This is a genomic window from Clostridium punense (genome assembly GCF_017874425.1).
Classification (GTDB): Bacteria; Bacillota; Clostridia; order Clostridiales; family Clostridiaceae; genus Clostridium_J; species Clostridium_J punense.
This window is the reverse complement of record NZ_JAGGLL010000040.1, coordinates 15,711-31,073: the sequence shown is the minus strand read 5'-3', so window position 1 is coordinate 31,073 and position 15,363 is coordinate 15,711. Positions and strand designations below refer to the sequence as shown.

Below are 15,363 nucleotides of genomic sequence, written 5' to 3'. Positions count from 1 at the left end.
CATGAGTATGTACCATAAAATGGATTATACTCATGTCTTTTTTATTATCTAAAAGGCAGAACACTGAAAAACAAGATGTTTTTCAGTGCCCTCGGGTTAACCCTACCTTTTTCCTAGGATAAAATATGAATATACCTTTTCACCATCTCTAAAATAATTCTCATACCTTCCACCTTTTTCAACAAAATTTGAAGTGTTTTCTTCAAAAGTCTTGTAGTTAAGGCTAGATAATTGATTTTTAATATTACTAGCAATGAAATTCTTTCTGTATTTAGGTTCAATTAAACTGTTTTGGGCAAAGTTTTTAAATAGAATATAGGTTCCAACTAGATATGTAGTCTCCTTTATATAATTATCTACTACTTTAAGAAGAAAGTCCTCATTATGGAAACTATAATTGCTTGTTCCAGAAATGTCCAAAACTACATCAATAGATTTATCCTTTATTGGAATCTGTTGAAAGTCTGAGCAAATAAAAAGAATATTTTTTTTATAATCTACAGTTTCTAATATATTCTTTAAAAATATGTGCCTATTTATATCATGGTCCACTGCAATATATATGGAGTCCTCAGGAAGATGTTCATAAATACTTCTTAGAAAAAAGCCAAGGCCAGAGCCTAATTCTAGGAGCAACTTGTTTTTTAAATTTGAAAAATCAATTTTTTTATGTAGCCAATCCATTCCACGGTAAAGATGATCAAGATAATCCATGTTAGTATCACTTATATAGTTAACAATATGATTAAAGTCATACTTAATGCTAGAAGCTTTTTTGCTATTAGTAATCATCAATATGCCATTCTCAATGGCATACTCTTCACCACAAGAACATCTTAGCTTTCCATTTATAATTTGGTTGTTAGCTATACTTCCTTGGCTAAGTTGCATATCGCTCCCACACCTCAAGCATTTAAAAAGACTAAGTACATTAAAGTTTATCCCTATAAGAGTGTTATTTTTATTTTCAGTTTGCGAAAGCTCAATTAATTTTTCTTCAACCTTTCTTTTCATTTTAGAAAGTTCTTCTATTTGGTTTTCTAAGTTTTTAGCTTTGTTTTTAAATAGAGCCCTAAAACATTCATTTTCCTCATATTGAGTTAGATTTCCCAATCTATTAAACATAAAAATAGCTTTAATTTCCCCTAATGAGAACCCCATAGCCTTTAGGGATAATATATCTTCTAAGTCTTGTTCACATTTACTATCAAAATCATATTGACCACCTTGCTTTTCAGGGATTATCAAATTCATATCCATATAATGACGCACAGTATCTATGGTTAAATTATTAGTTTCAGCAAACTTTCCGATTTTCATATTTACACCTCAAAAATTCTTGTTTTACTCTTAATCTATATTTCAGTTTTAATTAAAAAACAGTGACAATAGCGCTAGTGTTCCTCACTGATAATTGAATTATAGTAGCAAAATCTAGATATCATTTCTGTACATTAAACTGTTAAATGATGTAAGAGTCGTACTTAATCAAGTAAGAAATTCAATAGAACTATAAATATAATTTTATTCACCATAAAGAGATGATTTTCCATACCTAATTAATTGATATAATTGTAAACCATCTGTATTCATGTTATTAAGTCTTATTGGTAAAAGGTTAAAAATAACAAACATAAAGGAAAACTCCAAGAAGGTTTGAAAAGCTGTAGCTAACATAGGAATATTATAGATATCGTATTCTGGATATAATATTAGTGCTGGTATAAACACGATAGCCATGGAAATTGCATTAAATATTAATCCACCAAGTAGTATAAGTATTCTTGACCCTTTACTATCTTTTTCTAAGTTTTCATAGTAAAAGTGTCCACTGACAAAGTAAAGCAAGCGAATATCTAAAATACCAATTGAAATAATTTTCTTACCAAACCCTAAGGTTATATTAGTGACTTTTCCTCCAAATAACTTCACGAAAAAAACATGTCCAAATTCATGAATTAATAAAATAATTGGAAGCATTACAAAGAACCCCAAAATGTTATTTACATACTCCACACTACATAGCCCCTTTAATAAAAAATTTAAAATTAGATTTTAATAATTATTTTAATACACAACTCCTATATTATCTCCTAAGCAATAAAGAGAAAATATTACAAAATTCCATTTTATCAGTTAAACTTCAAAAAATGAATTTTATATTACTATTATGAACTATTATACCTTAAATAAAAGTTAAGTTCCATTATTTGGGTGGAAATTTCTTGATTTGTAAATTAAACTTCTTAGCACTTGCTTTAATAGAAATTTTGAATAACACATTCACTTTATAATACTTAGGCTAAACTTCAATGCTTCATTTATAGGGATTAATAGGAAGGTTATAATGATTATTTTAAATATAAACCTTGAACAAAATAGTAGCAGTTAACATAAATTATTTATAAGGTGAGATGTGTATTTAACTTTAATAGCTATCATATTGATTTAGAACACACCACAAGAATTTAAAGGGTGGGATTAGGTTTATGCTAGGCTCTAAGAGCAATTTTGAAAATGAATTTTATAGAGAATCTGATAGTATGCCCCAAAAAGGAATTCCTGCTGAGGAAGTAAGTAGCTATTATTATAATAGAGAATATGAAACTTATTTAGCGGAATATGTTGGTGATTTTACAGATCACCTCAGTTCTATTGATTATGCAAAATTTCATATTATAAGTCCTTATTTTACACTTTTTTTGTGAAAGAAGGAATGCTAAGTAAATTACTTAAAGAGATACCTGAAATAATAAACATAGAAAGAAATTTTCCCTTTACCCTGTTCAGTTTAAAGGAAAGTAATGAAGCTCCAAATATAAAGGCTGTGAGCAAAGGGAGTACTATTTTAGATGGAAAAGGAGTGGTAGTAGGGATAATTGGCACAGGAATAGATTACTTAAATCCTAGGTTTATGGATGAGAATGGCAATACTAGAATTATTGCTATATATGACCAAACTGTAGATACAGGTCCTATGCCAAAAACCTTCTTTCTTGGAACTGAATACACAAGAGAGGATATAAATAGAGCAATTGAAGCAAAGACTATGGGGAACAACCCCTATGATATTGTAAATCATAGGGATGAAACTGGTTATGGCACTTCAATAGCTACTATAATAGGAGGAAAAGGTTTAGGGGATAAAGATGAAGTAGTTGGTTTTGCACCTAGTTGTGAGTTTATTATAGTAAAACTTAAAGAAGCTTGCTGTGAGAATCTAGCTCATTGGGGTGTGGAAAACTATAAGGGAAAGGTTTATGATAGTCATTTAGTTGCAACTTCTATAAGGTACTTGTATCAAACACACCAAATGGTAGGTAAACCCTTCGTAATATACCTGTCAGCAGGAACTAATCTTGGAGCTCATGATGGAAGTACTATGGGAGAGAGATACTTAAATTTCTTCACACAAGGAAGAGGATTCTATGGAGTTATGAGCACTGGAGACCAAGGAGTCAGTCCTATATGTCTTAAAGGGAACTTTGAAGAGGAGGAGATAGAAAAAACTATTGAAATAAATGTGGATGAGAACCAACAGAATTTCTTTTTTTCTTTATATTATGGGGAGCCAGATGTAATCACCGTAGGAATAACCAATCCTATTGGAGAAACTATTGATAAAATCCCAATTAATCAAGTTAATGGGGAAGAGGCATACTTCAACCTAGGAAAAAGTTCAATTTACTGTCAGTACTTTTTAGAAAATAAAGTAACCTTAGGGCAGAGAATTGATATTGTCATAAAAAATGCTGTAGGTGGAATCTGGAAAATTAATATTAAAAAAGAAAACATAGTAAGAGGTACAATTAATACTTGGCTTCAGCAAAAGGAATTTTCGGTAGGTAAAACAGGATTAGTTAAATCAACACCATATACAACCTTAATGACTCCAGCTACAGCAGACAACGTAATAGTAAATGCATCTTTTAATGAAGTAGAGTATATAGTTATGAGGGATTCAGGAAGAGGATTTACAACAGATAACAGAATCAACCCTTCAGTAGCAGTTGCCTCTCAAAATATATTAACAGTAGGACTACAAAATAAGCCCATCGTAGTTAGTGGTTCTGCTGTGTCAGGAGCAATTTTAGCTGGAGTTACAACTTTACTTGTTCAATGGGGAATAGTAGAGCAAAATGATCTCAATATGTATTCATCAAAAATTAAAAACTATCTTATACAAGGCACAGTAAAGGATGAGTCTGGAGTTTACCCTAATCAAGAAACAGGATTTGGTGTATTAAATATTGAAAAGGTATTTAATAATCTAAAAAACAGACAAAGAGAGCAAAGTGAAGAGGTAATAAATAATTCAAACAACAATAATAAAGAAAAATTTAGCTTATATATTAATATTCCTGAAGAAATATATAATAAGATAAGGTTTGTTTCTCAGCAATAGGAATGGAAAAATAAAAAGTCCTTAGGCTAAGGGCTTTTTATTTTTATATAAGTTAATTTACATGATGAAAGTAAGGTGAACATACACAATTTTAGGGTAAAAAGAGCACATCCATGGATTTATTTAGATAAAATCTATGGATGTGCTTAATAAATTTAAAGCATAATTTTTTTATTAGTTAATACTTCGTTTCTAAATTATACCATCATTAAAATTCATTATGAAATAATCCAGCACCCTCTATGATTTCTTGCTCTTCAAACAAAGTAAATACTGCTGACTTATAATCATTTAAATCTTGGGATTTCTTTATTTTTTTGCCATACTTTTTATTATCAGAAAATATATACAGCATGTAACTCCATAGTTCTTTCATCCTAAGCATTGCTATGTTTTTATCCCTATATAATTCCATATAATTATCTAACAATTCATCATGAAAATCTTTTAGTAGCTTTTTATCTAGTTGAATATTATCTTTTATTAAACCTACTAGGCCAGGGTTAGCAAGGATTCCTCTTCCTAGCATTACGGTACTTAATTCTGGAAAGGCTTTTTCTATTTTAGTGTAATCCTCAGCGGTGAAAATATCACCATTATAACATACCGGATTGGTACTTAAAGCTAAGCCATCTTTAAACACTTCTAAGTTAGGTTTGTTTCCATAAAAATCTTGTCTTGTTCTTGGATGAATTATTAGTTCATGTATTGGATATTTATTATATATATTTATAAGATTATAGAATTCTTCTGGGCTATCTTTACCTATTCTGGTTTTCACAGAAATTTTAATATCATCCATTTTGAAGATTTCATCTAAAAATATATCAAGCTCCTCTAGTTTTGCTAGAAATCCTGACCCTCTATTTTTTGAAACTACTGTGCCAGAAGGACAACCCAAATTTAAGTTAATCTCATTATAGCCTAATTCTTGCAACTTCCTAGAAGTATTAATAAAGCCTTCAGAATCATTAGTAAGTATTTGTGGCACTACATTTATATTTTTATTATTTTCAGGTAATATATCTCTTAATTCTCTAGTTTTAAGGCTCTTACTAGTATTTGGAACAATAAAAGGGGTAAAGTACTTATCAATATTATTAAAAGTCTTATTATAAGAGTTTCTATAAGTAAATCCTGTAATTCCTTCTAGTGGTGCTAAATAAAATTTCATGTAATAACTCCTTGTCTTTGCAAATATTCTAGAGAACATTATATCAGTTTTCCTTTTTATTAGCTACTTAATAGAAGTGGTAAAAGAAAGATGTGCATTGGCACGTCTTTTTATTTGTACTTTATACAGCTTTAACTGAGGCATTTTCTACCTTGCTATTTAGTTGGTTCTTGAAAAAATTTCTAAAAAGAAATTTTACAATAGGTTGTATGAAAAACAACTGGGTAAAGAATGCAAAGGGGAAATTGAAAAAATTCCATATTTCATGTACTAAAAACTGTATGTTAAGTAGCAAATATTGTAAATAGCCTTCCAGGACTATATAATTAAGTTACCTAGGAAAAATAAAAAACACTGGTGGAGATATAGATGTTTAAAATTGCTATATGTGATGATGATAACAGGGTTAGAGATGAACTTAAAAAGCATTTAGAGGATTATAAAGGTGACAACACCGCTATAACATCATACTGTTGTGGTGAAGATTTACTTAAAGACAAAAGTCACTTTGACCTTATTTTTTTGGATATTAGTATGACTGGTATGGATGGCATTGAAACTGCAAGAGGCATAAGAACTTATGATAAAAATGTGAAGATAGTTTATCTTACAAGCTTTACGGACTATACGAATCTTGCCTTTGAGGTTCACGCTTTTAGCTATCTTCATAAGCCTATTAATAGAGAACAGATTTTTAAGCAGCTAGATGAAGCCTTAGTTTATAGGCTAGAAGCTGAAGGTGAGAACTATATTGAATTTATAACAAGTGAGGGAGTTGTAAGACTTTCGCCTAGAGATATTTACTACTTTGAGTACTTAAATAGACGAGTAATAGTTAAAGCAACACAGGCTAATTACAGTATTAAAGAAAAGATTACAGTTATTGCTGATACCATGGCTAAATATAATTTTAGAGCACCCCATAAGAGTTTTGTAGTAAATCTATTATATGTAAAAGCCATTAAAGGCTACGATATTTACTTAATGGATGGGAGTATAGTACCACTTTCTCAGAAGAAGTCTACAGAGTTTAGGGAGGATTTCAATATATTCCTTTCAAAACACATTCAGAAAAATATGTAGTGGGGGGCTAGTATAATGGATAATTCAGTTACTATTTTGGGTCAGATAATTTTAGTGCTGTTGGGCTTTTTTTCAACCTTTGTAATATTTAATTTTATGAGCAAATTTGAAAGGGAGGTTTATAGAAAAAAGTCACTCTATGTTGTAGGATATATTTTATATACTTTTGGAGTGTTCATTATAAAAAATCTTGATAATGGAGTTGTTAACTTAATAGTTACAACGGCTTTTACTTCTCTTATTGGGCATTTTCTCTATAATAAAAAAAGAGTATTTTTGCTGTACTATAGTATTTTTATTATATTTATAGCTGTAACTCAGATAATTGCCGGCTTTTTATTTAATCTGATTTGCTACAAATTAAATATTAATTTCTATAGTCTTGATACGGCGTTGATAGCCATATCAGTAATAATAAACATTGCAGTTTTAGGCATGTCTAGGCTATTTATTGCATTTTATAGTAAGAAGAAAATAAGCAGACTAACCTTGGTTCAGTTCATTAATTTTTTAATATTGCCAATATTCAGTATGTTTTATATCACTACATTAATGATGTATGTGCAGGTGTACTTATCGCCTCAGGATATAATATTACTTATTGTCAATATAGTTTCTATCCTTGCTTTAAACATATTTATCACAAATATCTTTGAAAATATTTCAAGAAACAACGAATTGAAAAATCAGCTTTTATTGCATGAGGAACTTTCAAAGATGCAGTATGAATATTATGGTGCTATAGAAAACAAATATAATTCATCTAGAAAGCTTATCCATGATGTTAAAAATCATATTAATACCATAGAAAATCTTTATAAGGCTCAGGAGCATGAAAAAGCTAGGGAGTATTCAGAGAATATGTATAGACTCTTTGAAGAATTAGGTCAAAAGCAGTTCACTAGCAATAAAACTCTTAACATTATTTTGAATGATAAATATCAAAAGGCAATTAGTAGTAACATTACCTTAAAATGCTTTGTGGAAACAGCAGAGCTAGATTTTATCAAGGATATAGACTTAACAACTATCTTTGCAAATCTACTAGATAATGCAATTGAAGCAGCACAGGAAAGTGTTGGTGAAAAAGAAATATGTTTAAAGGTAGCAAGGTTTAATGATTTTCTAGTGATTAATGTTTCTAACACCACTAATGAAGAGCTAATAACAAAGGGAAATCTAGTAAGAACTACTAAGAAGAATCATAGCGGCTTGGGTTTGCAAAATGTAAAGCTAGTGCTTATGAGGTATCAAGGGAATATGACCATAAAATATGATGAAGGAATATTTACAGTTAATTTAGTTATTCCAGCAAGTTAATTAACACAATTTCCAATGATAATTTACTTATACTCCTTAGTCCATAAAGGAATCTACGGTTGGTATTCTTAAAAATTTTAAAGAAAATTGGCTCATTGATTAGTTAAAGGCAGGTGGGAACATGGATTCTGTACCTATAATAATAAGTTTTATTACAAATATATTAATTTGCTTTGGTATACCCCTTGGGTATTTACTATATGTAATTAAGAAAAGGAAAAATGTTAAGCCATTCTTTATTGGGTCATTAGTATTTTTAATATCACAAATTTTACTGAGGATTCCCTTAATAACTTATGTTCTGCCAAAGCTGGATTGGTATTTAAGTATCAGTGTATTTAATCCCATATTATACAGCATATTTCTGGGATTAACCGCTGGAATATTTGAAGAAGTTGGTAGATATATTGGTATCAAGCTAGGACTTAAAAACCAAAGAACCTGGGAGGACGGTATATCTTTTGGAATGGGACATGGGGGACTTGAAGCAATGCTCATAACAGGGATTGTAAATCTACAATATTTAATTTGGTTACTGGCTTATTCAAAGGGAACACTGGATAGCATAATGATTAGCAGCAAGGCACAACAGTTAAAGGCTTTCTTTGATACAATAACAACCACGGGAGTGTTAGCAGCTGGTTTTGAAAGAATAGGTGCCATAATTATTCATATAGGATTGACACTAATTGTTTTATATGGAGTTAAAAATAGAAAAAAACTATGCCTGCCACTAGCTATACTTATACATGGATTTATTGATACAAGTATAGGCGTTGTACAGGCTCTTAGGTTAAATTTAATGGTTTTTCAAGGGGTTTTTATTATATCCATAATTGGATTATTAGGTTATATTATAATTTCTAAAAAAAGTTTTGGGGAGATGTATAAAAATGAAGAAAATCTTTAGTTTAATAGCGATAGTTATATGTGTTGGAATTTTAGTAGGCTGTGGTGCTACTAAATTAAGTGACAAATATAGTGAGGAAACCTTAAAGGCTTCAACTGAAACTGTTATAAAGAATATGGAAAGTGGTAATTTTAAGGAAATTGAAAATATGATGGCAGATAAGCTTAAGGAGTCAGTACCAACTGATAAGTTAAAAGCAGTGTGGGAAAGCTTACCTAAGACAGGTAAATATGAAAAGATTTCTAAGATTGTTTTTCAGGAGAAGGATGGGTACGCTGTGGTTGTAGCAATAGCTAAGTTTGAAAACAGCAATGTTCAATACACCTTATCCTATGATACAGATATGAAGTTGGTTGGAATTTATCTTAAGTAAATTAACGAAGAACTTTAGATAGAGTAAGAAATAAAGCTATATGGAGTGATACCATATGGCTTTTTTAGCGTGCCAGCATAGGTATTACTTACAAGTAAACCATTTTAAAAATAGCTTTTAAAAATAATTTATGTAACTCTTCCTATTAGTATTAAATAAAAATTGAGTATTAACACCTTTGCTAATACTCAATTTTTATTATATTTGCGTTTATTTTATTAGCTATATACTTTTGTGGTGAATGTTTAATCTTATTCAGCATAAACTTCATACTCAAAGAGTCTTTAGGGAAACAAGGTAGGGGTAGGGTATAAGTTAACTTTTGAACTTTATTCCCTATGAGTAGCCTTAAGGGAATTATAAACACTATGCCTAAGTTTAAAATAGTGAATTAACTAAGTAGTTAAAATCTGTTATAGCATTTTGGGAAGGGATGTATATCTTGAATTTCATCAAAGGCATAATGTTTTAGTGCAAACTGTGTATGGTATAAATATTCAAGTAAGTATATTTGTCCATTTTCTACGGAGCAAAGAATGCCCGAAGTTCCCTGACCGTTTGCAAAGGAAACACCTATAGGTTTATTTATTAAAAACTCTAATTTCATTTGCCATGGCATGGTGATCACCTCCTGATAAACAGTATATTCACAGTTATCAGAAGGGGAACTAACCAAGAGGTCTTGTGAAAGTTAAATTAATTTCTGTTAAAATGGAGCGAAGTTTTGCTCTGCCCACCACTGCTCAAGTAAGTTTTCATATTCCCTAGAAAAAATTTCTACATGCTGCTTTTCCCAGCTTGCTAAAATTGTATAAAGTTCTTTAGCTTTTTTTATGGAAGTACTTTTTGCTGAGTTTTCATAAAACTCCACAGCAGCCTTTTCAGTTTGAATTGCTATACCAAATACTGAAACTGCAATGGTAGCGCTTTCTCTATCAAGGTTTTTCCAATCAAAAATTCTTGGTGATGGAAGGGGTTCTATAATTGATAAGTTAAAATCATCTTCTTTGTCATCCTTGATTTTTTCAAAAAGAGTTTTAAGCCAAGTGATATGTTTTACTTCCTCTTCAGCTAAAGAAAGAAATTCCTTTTTAACTTCTTCAGCAATTCCTTCCTTTGCAGCAGCTAATTTATAAAATTCTGCTCCCTCTACCTCATTAATTATAGCTTGTTTTAATATCTGAAGTTCTTTAATATCCATAGAAAACACTCCTTAAATTATAATAGTAATTGTTTGCTAATAATAAGTATTCTTATATTCATTATACCATTATATTATGTATTTACAATATAATTATCCAAGAAAATCCAAATATTATTCTGTAATTATCAAGGCTAAACGTACGCACTCCTTATCAGCAAGGCTTCCTATTATACATGTTACATAAATATCAAGAATCAGAATATGGATACCTTAAAGTTATACCTTACTAACTATTTAGGATCACATTAATATTAGAAATAACTATGGTATTTCTAATCAATGCTCTTTTTGAACCAAGCTTAGGAGAAGTATTTCAACTTACACATGAAGATATCATCTATTATATATGTAAATTATTCATTATACAAATAATTGGTTAAATATATAACAATCATCTGTGGCTTTATAATGTGATGTGAGTAAAAGGGCATCATAGCATAATTGTAACAGTAAAGTCATATATATATAATAAAGGCAACAAAAAAGTGGAGAAGGTAGATATTCATCGAAAAAAGGAGAAATAACGAGAAAAGACTGTTTATTTTATAAGGGAGGAGGTAGTGATAGAAATACACTTTGGACAAACATTCCATTGAGTAATATAATATCTGTAAACGGTTAACCGACTATAAACTCATTTGATAAATATTTAACATAATTATTCGAAAATCCGTCTGCTTAAAATTGCTATAGGGAATTTCTAGCTAAATGCTTTCCTGTGAGTGATTCTTACAATATAAGTATGAAATAACTTTCTTGTAATAGAATAGCAATTTGTTGGTAGATAAAATGCCGAAGATTTATACTATAAAAATAGGAGTGGGGTAATATTATGAGAAGTGGTTTAAGAAAGCTAACTAAAGCTTTAAATGTTGGTGTGGATAAGATAATGCCTGACGCTATTGTATTTGCAATGATTTTAACCCTTATAACCTTTGTTGCAGGTATCACATTAACTGGCTCAGGGCCTTTAGATATGATTAAATACTGGGGTAATGGATTCTGGGGATTCTTAGCTTTTAGTATGCAAATGACAGTAATAATTGCTACTGGGTATATTGTTGCTAGTGCTCCCTTGGCAAAGAAATTTCTTGTTAAAATTTGTGAAATACCTAAAAATGCTGTGCAAGGGGTAGTTTTCATTGCAATATGCAGTGCTATTTTAGGTTGGATTAGCTGGGGTCTTGGTTTAGTAGCTGGTGCTATTTTAGCAAGAACTGTAGCACAAAACTTAAAGAAAGTTGATTTTAAATTATATGTTGCTGTAGCATATACAGGAGCTATAACTACAGGACTTTTTGGAATTTCTGGCTCGGAATTTTTAATGGTAAATACACCGGGTTACTTCTTAGAGAAACAACTCGGACTAATTCCTCTTAGTAAGACAGTGTTTGAGCCATCACTACTTATTGCTGAAATATTAGGACTTATAATTATAGTACCGCTATTAGCAGCTTTAATTCATTCAGATCCAAAAGATACTCCTCATATGGACAAGGAGATTTTAGATGCTTTTGCTGCTCAAGATGCAGAAAGTGCTGCTAAGGTTGTGGATAAAAAGAACATGACTTTTGCTGAAAAAATGGATAATAATCCTATAATGAATTTAATTATAGGTATAGGCGGTTTAATTTACATTGTTTATTGGTTTGCTACAAAAGGCTTTGACCTTAACTTAAATATTATGAACTTTATTCTTTTAATGGTTGGAATAATACTTCATATGACTCCACGTAACTTGCTAACAGCTGCAGAGGAAGGAGTTAAGAGTGCTTTTGGTGTTGTTATCCAGTTCCCATTCTACGCAGGAATACAGGGAATGATGGGGGACTCAGGGCTTGTTGCTTTAATTGCAAACTTCTTTGCAGGTATATCAACACAAACAACCTATCCATTCTGGACTTATATTTCAATGTCTATCGTTAACTTCTTTATTCCATCTTCAGGAGGAATCTTCATGGTTGCAGGACAGCCTTTAGGCCAGGCAGCCTTAAATTTAGGTATAGAGCCACATAAGTTTGTAATAGCCTTTACAGCAGGTGAAACTATATCAAACATCATTCAGCCATTCTGGGCTATACCACTTCTTGGAATTGCAAGACTTAAGATGAAGGATATCATGGGTTATTGTATAGTATTCTTCGTGGTACTTACTGCTATATTCTTTGGAGTATGGGCTATAATGTGGTAAAAGAAGTTATGCTATATTATGAAAAGTAAAGTTTCATACAGAAAAATTTCTTAGTATATGTTATAAAAGTAAAGGAATAAATAGAAGCTATCCTGGAAGAGTGAGTATAAAATTTTCCAAGTTAGCTTCTTAATTTTTTTATAAAGAGTTTTAATAGGTGAAAGAAATATTTATAGAAATAGCTAAAAGGTATAGAACTGGCTGAAAATCTATACCTTTGATGTTTATTAATTAGGGTAATTTATTTACTGTGCAAGTAGCAAAGATTTAAGCTCATTAAAATTAGAAATCTCATAGGTGGGTTTTATTGAGGTTTCATTAGAAATTTTATTTGGATTATACCAGCAGGTATCAATGCCAAAGTTTATTCCCCCCTGTATATCAGAAGTTAAACTATCCCCAACTATTAATACATTACTTTTATCAGTATGATTTAGATTTTTTAAAACATACTCAAAAATCTTAGGGTTTGGTTTTGATATTAATATTTCTTCAGATATTATTATATCTTGAAAGTACTTTGCTATAATAGACTTCCTAATTCTTTTATCTTGAACCAGGGTTAGTCCGTTAGTTACGATGGCAAGTTTATAAAATTTACTTAAATTCTCTATAAGGTCTATGCTACCGTCATATAAAAAGGATGCGTCAGCTAAATGCTCAATGTAGGTTTCTGCAATGCTAGTTTCATCAATGCCTATATTTAATTTCTGTGAGAATCTTTTAAATCTCTCTAAATTTATTTTCTCTTGTGCAAGGATTCCTTCCTCAAATTCCTTCCAGATAGCTTTGTTTATTTCTTGATAAGTTTTAAAATGATAGTTTTCATCATATTTTATGCCTAACTTAACTATTGTGTTTTTAAAAGCCTCGCTTTCAGATTTTTTAAAATCATATAAGGTTTCATCTGCATCAAATAATATCACTTCATATTTCATAATATATCCTCCAATTTTATATAAATAAGTTAATTTTCAAGTAATTTGACTTGATTTTGCTTGGGATATTCACTAGACTTTATGTTAAGTATAATACATAAATTTACAAGTCCCTATAAATAAAATAATATATTTTTAGCAATTTGAACATGACATTGGTCATATTAGGAGGCTTTATGAGAAAAATTTCAGATAATAAGCTTTTAAACCAATATATTAAAAAATACAATATTGATAAAATATTTGATGATGAAATATTAAAATGTGTTCAACTTCACTTTTATGAGAAAGAAGAATATATTCTAGAAGCAGGAGACCCGCTTGAATATTATTACTTGCTTGTGGAAGGTAAAATTAAAATTTATTATTCTTTTGAGAATGGAAAATCCATGCCCTTAAAATTTTATACTGAATTTAATACCATAGGAGATTTAGAACTTTTAAAGGATATTCCTATACTTTGTAATGTTGATGCAGTGGAAGATACTTATTTAATAGCAGTACCTTCACTAATGCTCAGGGAAAATTATTTTAATAACGTAAAGTTTTTGCATCATCTATTAGACTCCTTAAGTGATAAGCTTTATGGAACTATTAACAATAGCTCCTATAATTTTGTATATCCCCTTATAAATAGATTATCTAGTTATTTAGTTGAACACTTAACAGAGGAAAATTGCGTAATCTTAAATTCATCTTATACAGATATTGCACAGTTTTTAGGTGCAACCTATAGGCATTTAAATAGAACACTTAAGGAAATGGAAGAGAAATCAATTGTAAAATGTGAGGATAAAAAAATATATGTATTAGATGCAGATAAACTTAGAGAGCTATCTAAAAATGTTTATATAAAGCCACTTTAAAGTATTTTTTTATAGATTTTCTTAATGAAAACTTAACTTTTTAAAGATGAATTTCAATCAGCATTAAAGAATATGAGAATAGATTGCTTATAACATTACAAAAGTTGCTAGTAAAAGGCATTAGGTTTTACTAGCAATTTTCATATGGAAAACAAAAAAACTATGATGACTTTCGGTGATTTTTATCTAAGATATTTAATCATCCAAGAAGTTTTAGAACTATGTATTATAGAAACTTCACATGTTTTAAAGCTTAGGTTAATACTCCTAACTTAGATTCATAAATAGGTACCCCATTTAGTTTTCCCTCTTCTTCTTTACTAGCCATTAAAGTTATTGCTCTTACTGGAATAGAAATTCTTTCATACTGGATTAAGGTATTAAGTTCTATAGAATCTGAAGTTAATTCTACTCTTCGCCCTAAAGTTATATGGGGCATAAAAACCTTATCATAAAACCTTATTTTCTCTTCTTTTAATAGAGTTGAAAGTTCTTTATGAAGCAGAGAGAGTACTGGGTTTTCTTCTAGTCCAATCCACAAAATATTTGTCTTCTTTCTTGTGAAAATGCCTAAGTTACCTACTAACAACTCAAAAGGAGTTATCTTTAGTACCACCTTGTCTAAAACTTCCTTAATTTTATCAACCTGAACCTCATCTACTTCTCCTATGAATCTAATAGTCAGATGAAAATTATTTCTTGTTGTAAAACTGCCATTAGTGAAGTGCTTTTTTATAGAACAGGTTATTTTATCAAAATAATCCTTAACTGGATTATCAAAATCTATAGCAATGTAAACTCTCAAGGTTTTATCTTCCTTTCCTTTAAACTATATATTCTAATAAAGTTTATACATTCAAAACTAAGGCTTTATCAGACGCTAAGCTTCATTAGTGAAA

The 15,363-nt window shown here is 30.1% G+C and carries 15 protein-coding genes; 8 read left to right on the top strand and 7 right to left on the bottom strand.

Annotated elements, in window-relative coordinates; genetic code table 11:
- Positions 1-102: 102 nt before the first annotated feature.
- Together J2Z44_RS18250 and J2Z44_RS18245 are read right to left on the bottom strand one after the other, a co-directional pair.
- Positions 103-1,320 (bottom strand): MerR family transcriptional regulator, encoded by a 1,218-nt coding sequence (locus J2Z44_RS18250; protein WP_021284760.1) that lies wholly within the window; start codon positions 1,318-1,320, stop codon positions 103-105.
- Between the two features lie 204 nt (positions 1,321-1,524).
- On the bottom strand, positions 1,525-2,016 hold the full coding sequence (locus J2Z44_RS18245; RefSeq protein WP_021284759.1) for a M50 family metallopeptidase: 492 nt from the start codon (positions 2,014-2,016) through the stop codon (positions 1,525-1,527).
- Positions 2,017-2,489: 473 nt separating this feature from the next.
- Here J2Z44_RS18245 and J2Z44_RS18240 point away from each other — a divergent pair, with 473 nt between their 5' ends.
- Together J2Z44_RS18240 and J2Z44_RS18235 are read left to right on the top strand one after the other, a co-directional pair.
- Positions 2,490-2,708, top strand: a complete 219-nt coding sequence (locus J2Z44_RS18240; RefSeq protein WP_021284758.1) for a hypothetical protein — start codon at positions 2,490-2,492, stop codon at positions 2,706-2,708.
- An 8-nt stretch (positions 2,709-2,716) separates the two neighbouring features.
- Complete coding sequence (locus tag J2Z44_RS18235) at positions 2,717-4,405, top strand: S8 family peptidase (RefSeq protein ID WP_021284757.1); 1,689 nt, start codon at positions 2,717-2,719, stop codon at positions 4,403-4,405.
- A gap of 208 nt (positions 4,406-4,613) precedes the next feature.
- Here the strand turns inward: J2Z44_RS18235 and J2Z44_RS18230 are convergent, their stop codons facing one another.
- Positions 4,614-5,579, bottom strand: a complete 966-nt coding sequence (locus J2Z44_RS18230) for a tRNA dihydrouridine synthase (RefSeq protein ID WP_021284756.1) — start codon at positions 5,577-5,579, stop codon at positions 4,614-4,616.
- A 369-nt stretch (positions 5,580-5,948) separates the two neighbouring features.
- Between J2Z44_RS18230 and J2Z44_RS18225 the strand changes: the two genes are divergently transcribed.
- From J2Z44_RS18225 to J2Z44_RS18210, 4 genes are all read left to right on the top strand, one after another.
- A complete protein-coding gene (locus J2Z44_RS18225) occupies positions 5,949-6,662 on the top strand; it encodes a LytR/AlgR family response regulator transcription factor (RefSeq protein ID WP_021284755.1) in 714 nt (237 codons plus the stop codon).
- A 15-nt stretch (positions 6,663-6,677) separates the two neighbouring features.
- Complete coding sequence (locus J2Z44_RS18220; RefSeq protein WP_209649907.1) at positions 6,678-7,982, top strand: sensor histidine kinase; 1,305 nt, start codon at positions 6,678-6,680, stop codon at positions 7,980-7,982.
- Between the two features lie 121 nt (positions 7,983-8,103).
- Positions 8,104-8,892 carry a YhfC family intramembrane metalloprotease gene (locus J2Z44_RS18215; protein WP_021284752.1) on the top strand — a complete coding sequence of 263 codons (789 nt, stop codon included), beginning with the start codon at positions 8,104-8,106 and terminating at the stop codon, positions 8,890-8,892.
- Positions 8,876-9,265: a DUF3887 domain-containing protein gene (locus J2Z44_RS18210; protein ID WP_021284751.1), complete on the top strand. Its 390-nt coding sequence runs from the start codon at positions 8,876-8,878 to the stop codon at positions 9,263-9,265. Before J2Z44_RS18215 ends, J2Z44_RS18210 begins: the two co-directional genes overlap by 17 nt.
- 403 nt (positions 9,266-9,668) lie before the next feature.
- Here J2Z44_RS18210 and J2Z44_RS18205 read toward each other — a convergent pair whose 3' ends face one another.
- Both J2Z44_RS18205 and J2Z44_RS18200 read right to left on the bottom strand, forming a co-directional pair.
- Complete coding sequence (locus J2Z44_RS18205; protein ID WP_021284750.1) at positions 9,669-9,884, bottom strand: hypothetical protein; 216 nt, start codon at positions 9,882-9,884, stop codon at positions 9,669-9,671.
- Positions 9,885-9,971: 87 nt separating this feature from the next.
- Positions 9,972-10,466: a ferritin family protein gene (locus tag J2Z44_RS18200; protein ID WP_021284749.1), complete on the bottom strand. Its 495-nt coding sequence runs from the start codon at positions 10,464-10,466 to the stop codon at positions 9,972-9,974.
- Between the two features lie 835 nt (positions 10,467-11,301).
- Between J2Z44_RS18200 and J2Z44_RS18195 the strand changes: the two genes are divergently transcribed.
- Complete coding sequence (locus J2Z44_RS18195) at positions 11,302-12,660, top strand: short-chain fatty acid transporter (protein WP_021284748.1); 1,359 nt, start codon at positions 11,302-11,304, stop codon at positions 12,658-12,660.
- A 245-nt stretch (positions 12,661-12,905) separates the two neighbouring features.
- Here J2Z44_RS18195 and J2Z44_RS18190 read toward each other — a convergent pair whose 3' ends face one another.
- Positions 12,906-13,598 carry a YjjG family noncanonical pyrimidine nucleotidase gene (locus J2Z44_RS18190; protein WP_021284747.1) on the bottom strand — a complete coding sequence of 231 codons (693 nt, stop codon included), beginning with the start codon at positions 13,596-13,598 and terminating at the stop codon, positions 12,906-12,908.
- A gap of 176 nt (positions 13,599-13,774) precedes the next feature.
- On the opposite strand from J2Z44_RS18190, the gene J2Z44_RS18185 reads away from it, so the two are divergent.
- Positions 13,775-14,464: a Crp/Fnr family transcriptional regulator gene (locus J2Z44_RS18185; RefSeq protein ID WP_021284746.1), complete on the top strand. Its 690-nt coding sequence runs from the start codon at positions 13,775-13,777 to the stop codon at positions 14,462-14,464.
- 253 nt (positions 14,465-14,717) lie between these two features.
- Here J2Z44_RS18185 and thpR read toward each other — a convergent pair whose 3' ends face one another.
- Entirely contained in the window at positions 14,718-15,269 is a 552-nt protein-coding gene (gene thpR / locus J2Z44_RS18180) for an RNA 2',3'-cyclic phosphodiesterase (RefSeq protein WP_021284745.1), read from the bottom strand.
- Positions 15,270-15,363: the final 94 nt, after the last annotated feature.

Bases quoted from the DNA above. Each gene is read 5' to 3' on its own strand.
- J2Z44_RS18210 (WP_021284751.1), top strand. From the start codon at position 8,876: ATGAAGAAAATCTTTAGTTTAATAGCGATAGTTATATGTGTTGGAATT.
- J2Z44_RS18190 (WP_021284747.1), bottom strand. From the start codon at position 13,598: ATGAAATATGAAGTGATATTATTTGATGCAGATGAAACCTTATATGAT.
- J2Z44_RS18195 (WP_021284748.1), top strand. From the start codon at position 11,302: ATGAGAAGTGGTTTAAGAAAGCTAACTAAAGCTTTAAATGTTGGTGTG.
- J2Z44_RS18250 (WP_021284760.1), bottom strand. From the start codon at position 1,320: ATGAAAATCGGAAAGTTTGCTGAAACTAATAATTTAACCATAGATACT.
- J2Z44_RS18205 (WP_021284750.1), bottom strand. From the start codon at position 9,884: ATGCCATGGCAAATGAAATTAGAGTTTTTAATAAATAAACCTATAGGT.
- J2Z44_RS18240 (WP_021284758.1), top strand. From the start codon at position 2,490: ATGCTAGGCTCTAAGAGCAATTTTGAAAATGAATTTTATAGAGAATCT.
- J2Z44_RS18215 (WP_021284752.1), top strand. From the start codon at position 8,104: ATGGATTCTGTACCTATAATAATAAGTTTTATTACAAATATATTAATT.
- J2Z44_RS18235 (WP_021284757.1), top strand. From the start codon at position 2,717: ATGCTAAGTAAATTACTTAAAGAGATACCTGAAATAATAAACATAGAA.
- J2Z44_RS18200 (WP_021284749.1), bottom strand. From the start codon at position 10,466: ATGGATATTAAAGAACTTCAGATATTAAAACAAGCTATAATTAATGAG.
- J2Z44_RS18185 (WP_021284746.1), top strand. From the start codon at position 13,775: ATGAGAAAAATTTCAGATAATAAGCTTTTAAACCAATATATTAAAAAA.
- J2Z44_RS18220 (WP_209649907.1), top strand. From the start codon at position 6,678: ATGGATAATTCAGTTACTATTTTGGGTCAGATAATTTTAGTGCTGTTG.
- J2Z44_RS18225 (WP_021284755.1), top strand. From the start codon at position 5,949: ATGTTTAAAATTGCTATATGTGATGATGATAACAGGGTTAGAGATGAA.
- J2Z44_RS18230 (WP_021284756.1), bottom strand. From the start codon at position 5,579: ATGAAATTTTATTTAGCACCACTAGAAGGAATTACAGGATTTACTTAT.